The organism is Arcticibacterium sp., from assembly GCF_055134445.1.
The window spans coordinates 1-9978 of the sequence record NZ_JBSRVI010000026.1; the positions used below are offsets into that span (position 1 = coordinate 1).

Below are 9978 nucleotides of genomic sequence, written 5' to 3' on the forward strand. Positions count from 1 at the left end.
TACCGATTTGTAAGTAAAATAAGCATTATTATATGGGGCAGTGAAATTACTTTGTTTGACAACAACACCATTGTTTAAAATAACATGCTGTTCTCTAAAAGTAAAAATATCGTTGACTCCATTATTCGAATGCCCATTATCTGGAATATTTGCCATTAAACAATGAGCTACTTTAAGGGACTTTATTGCCTCTAATAATACTGGTTGTTGAACCTGACCTGACGGTCTAAACAAAACAAAAAAATCATTTATGGTTAAATTTTGGTATGGGAAATAGCTATCACTAATCAATACGGAATGGTCAACTTTTGGATGATTGTCAAAGGAAGAGTACTCACCAGTAGGATCAAGAATAATCGCTTTCGCATTTGAGGAAATAATTCCTTCAATAAATTTACTTATCGTATAACTTTTCCCTCCTCCAGTAGTGCCAACAACCGCACAATGACGGCTAAATAAAGCCTGTAAAGAAATATCAACAGGTACATTTTTATCATATATCAAATTCCCCATTCTAAATGTTGGTGAATTTTCTATATTTTCAGGTTTTATTCCAAAAGTTTTAAAATGTGTTGATAAAAATTCAGTTGAGCAAATAAACACCTTTGATCCAATCAATGGTAGGCTATTTACCCCCTTTTCAATACATTCTGGATTGAATAAATCAAAACTAAGTAAAATTTCAATCCTACCAATCGGATGAAATTCCTTAGTAGAAAATGTCCTTTCACTTAATTCTAACCGTTCCTTTTCTGGTAAAGAAATTTCTAATATTTTACCTAAAAATCCTCTCTCCTCTCCTTCAATGACTATGTAATTTCCAACTAAACCGCCACGCAGTGGCTCAGAATGGTGAATAAAAGTCTTCATCAGGATCGACGATGGAAAATGGACCTTAACAAAGTTGGGAGACACAAAATTAATATACCCCAAAAAATGACTATGATTAAACGGACTACTAGTCATATCAATGGGTCGGTATGTTTATTACAATTTGTTTCGTATCATCTTGATTATACGACTTCAAATCCGGATAAAATTTTGAGAAATCTTCAAATGCCTCCGAAACTATTGAAAGGTTGGAATACTTTCGTGCTGCATCAATGAAAGGTTTTAAGTTTTCATTTGTTTCGTCGATACTCCGATTAACTATCATTAACTGAAAACTAGGATTCTGTTCCAAGGCCTCGACTATTGCTGTCACTATGTGTTTATCTCCAAAACTAAATCCTATCGTTATTAAAAAAACATTATCCTTTCTAAGATTCGATTGAAATCTCGACATCATTTCAAAATATGGCTGTTCATATGAACTTTCATATTTTGATTGATGTGGGTATATCATTAAAGGGTTTTCTGGGTTTTCTTTTTGAACAATCTTTCCATCTATTTTTTCCCAGTTGATAGAACCATGTAGTTTGTATAAGTGAAATACCTTTTGAATAAAATTATCTTCCTCCTTTACACGGCTATTATTTCTAGAAACAACATCATAATCATAATTTCTACCACTGAATATTCTTGGATGCGAAAAAGAGAATCCATCAATGATTGCAAAATTGCTTTCACAAGCGGCTTGTTCAAACATCGAATCATAATTCAATGTAAACAGTTTGAATCTGGGTAGAGTAACTTTTCGCTTTGTTATCTTATTGAGAAGTAAAGTGTGTGGAGAATTATTAGGCAAGTCCAACTGGCAGGCTGTTTTGATATATTCCTTTATCCGGTTAACGCAGTCCTCAATATCAATCTCTCTCTTATCGACATATGGAATGGCAGGTGTTGCCATAGATAAAACCTTTTCTAGATTTTTTATGATTGACCCATCCTCCCATTTTTCATCATAACCTATTTTCCCAAGTAACTTTCCAAATGTATCATTTGTTAAAAGAGCCTCTGCACCATCCCATAAGTTCACCATTGATTTACCTGTTTTACCATCTCTACCCCAACCAATGGATGACCCTGCTCCTGTCAATAGAAGTAAATTCTCAAACTGACTATTTAGTGCCTGAGCATATTTATTTCGCTTTGTTGCTATTGCATAGTCAATCCGATTGTCTTTACTTTCTTTAAAGTCATGGAGTTTACCATCTATGTAAACTTTTATGTCATCAGGATCACTTTCGTCATAAGATACTGAACTGGTATTATTGAGGAGCAGGTGTTTCATTTATCGAAATTGAGGATAATTGACAATAAATCTTATTAAAGAATATATTACTACTTAAAGGTCGCAAACAAAATGTCCAAATTATTATGGATTTTATCTAACGTCTTAAATATATAAAATAATTCTACAACCCTTCCATAACTTCCTTAAACTCACTCAATGAAAGCGCCCCATCAACAGTATTTTTTTCAAATACCATATAGTATTTAAAGTTTGGTCCAGCATTGGATGCCCAAATACTACCTAACCTCACCTTAGCTCGGCTGTCAGAATTATCTCGATCATCTCCCTTGGTTTCCAGAAGGACAACCTTTCCTGACTTAGTCAGGATAATAAAATCTGGATAGTGGTTCGATTTAAATCCGTTTACAGAAAATCCTTTTCCCTTTACAATGTTTCGATGCCAAAAAACCACATTATCCATGCTGGCCACGTCAAGAATGATCTTGTACTCAAATGAATTAATACTACCTTCTTTCTCATACAAAGAATTGATAATGTCATTTCCGACCTGTCCAGGTACAATATGCTCCTGAAATCTCCAGATTGGCTTCATAAAAATTTTGCCAGTTTCCAAGTCCTTCCTAAAACGGTTTTCCGCATACTCATCCATAAATCCATGAATCTTCTGCTTCAACACCCTGGCAAAAGTTAATTCCCGATTCATGATTTCTTGAAAATCATCGGACGAAAGATCTTCTAGCACTCTTGTTAGATATTTCGTAATATCTGGTTCCGATATGGGGCTTAGATCACCAAGATGCTTGCGAAGTAAATGTGCGATATCAGTGATCTGATTGCTTTTAGGTTTAGCAAGGATATACTCCATTAAAAAATTACGCGCTTCGCCCTTTTTGATCTTTGAAGCTGATGGTCTGTAACTTTCGTTTGTAACCCCGGTTTCGATGTCAATTTTGTAAACCTCCGCAGCTAAGGTTTCAAAGCTAATATTGGTATCATTTCCAGTGAGTCTAAAACCACCAAGCAAACTATTTCTTGTTACCTTGGTGTTCCCCTCCATACCATCTAAAAGTCCACCAGTTGGTATTTGAATATAAAACTCTGGAAGAACCAACGTCTTAGCAATATCTGCAACATCAGAACGCATACCATAAAACACAACTTTGTCGGCCATTTCGGTAAATATTGGATCAACAGGATTAGTTTCCAGGCGTTTCATTTGTTCTGCTGAACTTGTCGCCTCTTGTTCAGCTATTCCTATAATTTCATTTAAAAGAGAAGAATCGCCATCCTTCTTGTGAAACGAATTAACTTGCTCCGGATCGAATGATATTTTATCCGGATTAATATCGTCGATAGATCTCTGGTCATCACTTCCAAAAAGTTCGTCTTGTATCTCCTTTTCTTTTGCCGCCACCAAATCCTCCGGTGTAACTTTGTTTTCAGCTCGGTAATCTTTCTCGCTAAACCCTGCTGCCTGTAAACCTTTAATAATATTTTGTAGGGTAGTATCAAATTTAAGAGAAGCGGTCAGCACATATGACATATTCAACAATGTCTGTTTGTGTGCAGTGACGTATGGCTGCCTCAGAACCCGACCCAAGATCTGCTCTACATCAACCGCAGAAGATCTGTCTGCCAAAGATGCCAGCACATATGCGAAGGGACAATCCCACCCTTCCTTTAATGCATTTACTGTGATAATATACCGGACAGGACATTCAGGAGATAATAGATCAACTCCTTTCAATTCATTGATTGTAGCAGTTTTAATTTTTATTTGCTCTTCCGGAATTTTAGCTTTAATCAGCAATGCTTTCAACTTTTCAAAAGTCGTATTGTCTTCATCAGTTCTCGGTTGAGCCTGAAATAACACGATTGGACGAATGTACTTCCCACCTTCCTTTTGCTCTGCCAGCGCCATCTGTTCCAGACTATGCCGCAAATGCAAGGCACTATCAATTACTTCCGTTTTTTCACGATGGTTGTAAGCAATAATGGGCAACTTCACCATGTGCTCTTTTTTGAGCTTCATAGCAGAAACCATACTTACTATATTGGCATTTACCTTTGGAGTTGCCGTCAAATCCAGGATGTAGCTTGGATTTAAAGCTTTAAGCATATCAATGCTCAGGTCACTTTCGGCATTATGGCTTTCATCGACAACAACGACAGGATTAAAGCTGCGGATTACATTGATGAGCGCCGTCTCATCCGTATTTTCAAGAATGTGCTCTTTATCTGTAAGCTGTTCTAGAAAAGGAGCCAGTTGACCATTTTCCTGATATACTTTCCGATCATCTTTATTTCTAGCTCGCAGGCTGGCAAAGCTCATTACGAAGATGCTTAGTTGCTCCCTTACGATTCCAGGATTAAAACTTGCACCTTGTAACAGCTTGTTTTTGTCGTAGACTTCAACCCGGTGATTGAACAGACTGTTGATTTTTTGCCGATACGGGTGGTTAGGATTGCTAAGACTTGCAACAGTTTGTTCTAGTAAATTACTCCATGGAACAAGCCAAACTACCGCTTTGGGTTCATCTTGCGGCAACCTGTCAAAAATTGTCTTTAAAGCATTACATGCAATGAACGTCTTCCCACCAGCAGTCGGCACTTTGATACATAAGTGAACTGCACCAGGAATTGTTTTTATATACGGGCGCATTCCCTTGCGCGTAAGAGGATTGTATTGCCCGATCCGGTCTTCCCAATATTGATCAAATGCTATCGCCGGATCCTGATCAACTATTAAATAATCAAAATACGCACGTAGATCGTTGAGTACGTCTTGTTGGTAACTTTTTAACTCCATTATTATTAGAAGCGGGTTATATCACGTGGGATTTTCTTAAAAATGATGTTTTTTGACTGCATAAACTCGTCTGTTAACAGACAGTTGTCCGCATAGATCACATATTGATCAGCCTTAACATCTATCAGCGACAAAAAATCAAAGTCAAGCTCTGTCAGTGAATCTGCCTTATAGTAGAAATAATATGCACATTCATCCTTTTTACCAAGTAAGAAATCACTGGATTGATGGACTAAATAACTGGATCGGGTCTCAGAATACCATACATATTCTCTAATTCGCTCTAATCCGACTGATTCATTGAGATTGCTATATTCGTCAAAAAGAGGCTCTCCTAAGGTGTAGTAGTCGAATTCTCCTCCAACACCTTCAATAACTTTTGCTCCTTCTCCGTAGCCTTTGATTATCCTTTTTACACGTTCAGCAGTAATTGTTTCTGCATAATTTTCCATTTCCACTAGTATCACTTTACGGCTTCCTCCATCTTGTTTATTAAGATTGAAAACCGCGTGTGCTGTGGTACCCGAGCCAGCAAAGGAATCGAGTATAATAGAATCGTGATCGCTAATTTGATCTAAAAGGAATCCAATTAGCTCCGATGGTTTTGGAAAAGCAAAATCCGCAGAGTTAAGTACTTCCTTAAGTTCCTTGGATCCATCTCCTGTGTTCATTGCGGTTATTACTGAAGAGAAAGCTTTATTAGAACTTTCCATCTCGTTCATAAATATTTTATTTCTTGGCCTTCCTACCCTATTTTTTGGAAAAATAATTCTACCCTCATCTATTTTAATTTTCATTGTAGTTCTATCGTATCTCCAACCTTTGTCGGGACAGCCATATACTACGCCGGTAACCGGGTCTATCAATTCGTAATGTAAATTTGGTCGCTGAGCCTGAGTAGCAATTCCCGTCAGATCTGCACTTCGCCAAGGTCCTCGTTCATCTTTGTCAGGGTTAGAAAATTTTGCTAGATCCTTTTCTACTCCTTTGAAAGTTGTCATGTTGCCTTTTCCATAAACTAGCACGTATTCATGATCATTCGAAATACCTGTCTTATTTCTAGAATCAACACTTTGCCTGCTTTTCCATATTAATGGCGCAACGAAATTATTCTTTCCAAAAATCTCATCACAGCATAACTTTAAGAGAAATACCTCATTGTCGTCGATAGAAATGAAGATCGCTCCATCTTCTGCCAAAAGTTTTTGTAGAAGCTTTAAACGAGGATACATCATACAAAGCCACTTATCATGACGACTAAGATCCTCACCTTCTTTGCCTACCACGTTAGCCAACCATTTTTTTATTTTAGGGTCATTCACATTGTCGTTGTAAATCCATCCTTCGTTACCAGTATTATAAGGAGGATCAATGTATATGCACTTTATTTTACCTTCATACTCTGGCAGGAGTGCTTTAAGTGCTTCCAAGTTATCACCATGAATGATTTTGTTTCCACTTTCAGTTGTGTTTGAAACTTGTCCTTCTGACGCAGTGAAGCCATACTGATGATTTAAAACTCGGTATGGAACATCGAGATGATGATTAACAACTTTATCTTTTCCGATCCAATGAAGGGTAGGCATATGTATATTTTAAGCTTATTGATTAAAAAACAGGCGATAAGTCAAAGCTCATAGCTATTTACTTCTCTTTCTTACAATCAGAATTATCCAATTTCTCTTTTTGTCAGCGTCCAGTCTAGTTCCATAGTTTTCTGCATCATTTCATCTAAATAGTTGGAGATATCCTTTTGCCTCTTCACGGAAATATTCTTTGGATTAATATGAGCTAAAAAATTCTCTACGGATCCAGTTACTTGAACTGACAGATTAGAAAAAATGCTTGTCATTCGATGTTTGTTAAATATATATCCACTTGGGGTATATAAACCAAATGTTTCATTTACAGTCTGAATAATAGCCTGCATTCTGATTGATTGATGTGGATGCTTAGTATTTTTAAAGAAAAATTTTGATTTCATCTCATTTGAAAGAATATGAAATAAAATGTAAATTCCCAACAGAGCAAAGGCCATTAGATTCGCTAAATTATCACGTGTTTTTTTTTCAACTGGGAGGTTATTATAATAATTTAATACTTTTTTACACATTGCTCTTGAAGCAAATTGATCTGCATCAAGCTCTCCTATGTGATGTCGTTCTGAATAATCCTCCTTAACTCTCGCTGTATTTTCTGAATCTATCTGATTTGTTCCAGGCACAGGTCTAGGCTTACCTTCGCATTGAATTACATGGGCTATTTCATGATTAAAAACAAAATCTCGACCAATCAAAAATAAGAAATCGCTAAGTGATAAATCTCCTAAAATGTCATTAATATCAATTTTTCCCTTAATATCTTTAGGGAGCCTATTTTTCCTAATAAGTTTGCTCAACTGACTGGAAATGAGATCACAGTATTTTATATGTCTTTCAATAAGACCTTTACTTACTGTAACGAGAGATAAATCCTCTGACTGATTAAGTCCATATTGAATACCGCCAAAAGCATCTTTTTCCTCATTTTCTGTAAAGTAAAAATGGACCTCATTTAACAGAAACCCCTTAGATTTCAAAAATGCTTGTTCATTCTCTGCAAAATTTACAAAATCATCAAATTTTTGGAAGAATTGTTCATCAATATAAGCATAACTGTATATCCTATTTGTAATTTCATTAGTCGTTGGATCAAATATATCTTGAATTTTATCCTTAATTAAATCATTTGTCTTAGCGTATTTATCCATTATTCCTCTATTCATTAAATTAACACTAGACTCCTACACGCTTTTTTTTGAGTCAATTAACATGACATTTAGTTCAAGAGAAGCAGTAAGTTTAAGCAACGCATCAATGTTATACCCTTGGCCCTCTTCTATCGCCTTTACCTGATTTTGAAGAATCCCGGAATTCTTTGCAACAGCATATACTGTTAAGCCAAGTCGCTCTCTTTTACGCTTACACTGAGCTCCCAAGTCTATCTTCAATTCAGGAAGTTCCTTTATCACAGCTGTCTCCTCCGATTTCTCCAACTGAGATTTACCCAATTTACTAGCCAGTTGATGGTACATATCTTCCATTTCTACTTCTGTTAAAACAGAAATAAGACGGTTGGTAATGGAACTTTGCATTATGGTTTTGTGGTTTATATATCTCTGGCTAATGTACTAATAATATTTATCTATACAGTAAAAATTATTAGTACGAAGAAAGAATCGACATCTACAAAGAGACTTCTCGTTCAGCATGTATCGTCAATTGCCTGATCTCACGAATGACAAGATTCAGATCTGTAACCGGCTCCGGAAGCACTTTGCTATGAAAACTATGATACTCCCAAATTTCAAGAACATCTGAAAAGTCAACATGGTAGTCATCATAAAGCTTATTAAATGAATGCAGCGATAATCCTTGTGCTAAAACGGTGATTTCCTTAAAAACAAAATCTTGCTCGCCTTTCAAGATAACAATACCCAAACTCCCGGATCTTAGCTCTTTCCAGTTTTGAACATACCTGGCTAGGATATCGCTCCCTTCCGGAATTGGCAGCATGGAGTCACCAGTAGTTGGGAACATTCTGAAGGTTCCACCGGCTGGAAGGTTAGGAAAGCTAAACTTCGGTAGCGTTGCCAAATATTCAGGATCACTGTATCCCGTACGATAACCTGCTTTTGCTTTTATCGGTACGTACTCGACATTTTCCTTATCCTCCTGGTTAACAGTGATTGCCAGTACTCTTACATTCTTACCTGTCAGGTATACATCTGTTCCAGATTCAAGTTCCCGCAACTTCAATTCACCTAACCGCATTAGGTTCACAGTCAGAAGAGTGTCCGTTGCTAGCTTAAAATATTTTGCAATTTTAATTACATCTCCTATCACTGGATTTGCGGTCTTTCCACTTTCAATTGCATGAAGTTTGACCCTCGTCATCCCCAAGTCTTCTGCAAGATCTTCCTGGATAAGATTTTTCCGATTCCGGAGAAATCTCAGATTCTCTTTTAAAAATATTTCTTGCTCTTCCATTTTAATATTGTTACAATTAGAATCATATAAATGATACCATTAGGAACAAAGTTAAAAATTATAATGAACTACTTGCCATTTAAGTAACATGCTTTTAAATCTCCACTCCTATTTCAGTTTGCGTTATGGCACCATTAGCCTGGATGACCTGACCGATCTTATTATAAGCCATGGGCATGACACAGCAGTCCTGACAGACATTAACAACTCTTCCGCCATATTCCCATTTATTAAGAAATGCAGAGAAAAGGGTATCAATGGTCTTGTTGGGATGGAATACAGAAATGGAGATACTTTATTGTATATCGGAATAGCAAGGAATGAAGCTGGCTTTGCAGAGCTCAATGAGCACATGACAACTGCAAACAGAAATAAACAGCCTCTCCCAAAATTTGCACCTGAATTCAATCAGGTATTTATTGTATATCCTCTCGGTGCAATAGAAATCAGGCGTCTGCGCGAAAATGAGTTTATGGGTATCAGACCTGATCAAATTAACAAAATAAGTCTCGAACCAAGATCTAATTTTGATCGGTACGTAATCTTGTGGCCAGTCACCGTGAAAAACGAAAATGACTACCAGCTGCACCAGCAACTAAGAGCAGTTGACCGCAATCTTATCTATTCTAAGGTTACAAAATCCATGGTGGCCAATTCCTGGGAAAAGATGCCGGAAAGAAAAGATATGATTAACAAATTTTATCGATTTCCGGAAATACTTGTGGCAACTGAGAAATTGCTGTCTCAGTGCAGTTTCAATTTTGACTTCACCATTGTACGCAACAAAAAATTTTTTACTGGGAATGCATATGACGATAAGCTGTTGCTAGAAAAGCTAGCAGTTTCTGGTATGCAGCGCCGGTATGGCAATAACAATAAAGAAGCAAAACAGCGGGTTGCTAAAGAGCTGCGCATTATTGATGAACTATGCTTCTCTTCCTATTTCTTGATTACTCATGACATCATTCGTTATACAACCTCTCGCAATTTTTACCATGTTGGAG

General features: G+C 36.7%; 8 protein-coding genes. 1 reads left to right on the forward strand and 7 read right to left on the reverse strand.

Annotation, left to right across the window (positions count from 1 at the left end):
• From ACTBZY_RS03300 to ACTBZY_RS03330, 7 genes are all read right to left on the reverse strand, one after another.
• Positions 1–870 (reverse strand): ATP-binding protein (locus ACTBZY_RS03300; protein WP_463044906.1); only part of this gene is annotated, 870 nt, incomplete at its 3' end.
• Positions 871–967: 97 nt separating this feature from the next.
• Positions 968–2173 (reverse strand): SIR2 family protein, encoded by a 1206-nt coding sequence (locus ACTBZY_RS03305; RefSeq protein ID WP_463044907.1) that lies wholly within the window; start codon positions 2171–2173, stop codon positions 968–970.
• A 124-nt stretch (positions 2174–2297) separates the two neighbouring features.
• The gene (locus tag ACTBZY_RS03310) at positions 2298–4946 is read right to left on the reverse strand and encodes a DEAD/DEAH box helicase (protein ID WP_463044908.1); all 2649 of its coding nucleotides are present in this window, start codon (positions 4944–4946) and stop codon (positions 2298–2300) included.
• A gap of 5 nt (positions 4947–4951) precedes the next feature.
• The gene (locus ACTBZY_RS03315; protein ID WP_463044909.1) at positions 4952–6532 is read right to left on the reverse strand and encodes a site-specific DNA-methyltransferase; all 1581 of its coding nucleotides are present in this window, start codon (positions 6530–6532) and stop codon (positions 4952–4954) included.
• An 83-nt stretch (positions 6533–6615) separates the two neighbouring features.
• Positions 6616–7695 carry a hypothetical protein gene (locus tag ACTBZY_RS03320; protein ID WP_463044910.1) on the reverse strand — a complete coding sequence of 360 codons (1080 nt, stop codon included), beginning with the start codon at positions 7693–7695 and terminating at the stop codon, positions 6616–6618.
• A 33-nt stretch (positions 7696–7728) separates the two neighbouring features.
• The gene (locus ACTBZY_RS03325; RefSeq protein ID WP_463044911.1) at positions 7729–8079 is read right to left on the reverse strand and encodes a RodZ family helix-turn-helix domain-containing protein; all 351 of its coding nucleotides are present in this window, start codon (positions 8077–8079) and stop codon (positions 7729–7731) included.
• A gap of 91 nt (positions 8080–8170) precedes the next feature.
• Positions 8171–8974 carry an XRE family transcriptional regulator gene (locus ACTBZY_RS03330; RefSeq protein ID WP_463044912.1) on the reverse strand — a complete coding sequence of 268 codons (804 nt, stop codon included), beginning with the start codon at positions 8972–8974 and terminating at the stop codon, positions 8171–8173.
• Between the two features lie 88 nt (positions 8975–9062).
• Between ACTBZY_RS03330 and ACTBZY_RS03335 the strand changes: the two genes are divergently transcribed.
• A partial coding sequence (locus ACTBZY_RS03335; RefSeq protein ID WP_463044913.1) for a PHP domain-containing protein occupies positions 9063–9978 on the forward strand: 916 nt, incomplete at its 3' end.

Bases quoted from the DNA above. Each gene is read 5' to 3' on its own strand.
- ACTBZY_RS03305 (WP_463044907.1), bottom strand. From the start codon at position 2,173: ATGAAACACCTGCTCCTCAATAATACCAGTTCAGTATCTTATGACGAA.
- ACTBZY_RS03310 (WP_463044908.1), bottom strand. From the start codon at position 4,946: ATGGAGTTAAAAAGTTACCAACAAGACGTACTCAACGATCTACGTGCG.
- ACTBZY_RS03315 (WP_463044909.1), bottom strand. From the start codon at position 6,532: ATGCCTACCCTTCATTGGATCGGAAAAGATAAAGTTGTTAATCATCAT.
- ACTBZY_RS03320 (WP_463044910.1), bottom strand. From the start codon at position 7,695: ATGGATAAATACGCTAAGACAAATGATTTAATTAAGGATAAAATTCAA.
- ACTBZY_RS03325 (WP_463044911.1), bottom strand. From the start codon at position 8,079: ATGCAAAGTTCCATTACCAACCGTCTTATTTCTGTTTTAACAGAAGTA.
- ACTBZY_RS03330 (WP_463044912.1), bottom strand. From the start codon at position 8,974: ATGGAAGAGCAAGAAATATTTTTAAAAGAGAATCTGAGATTTCTCCGG.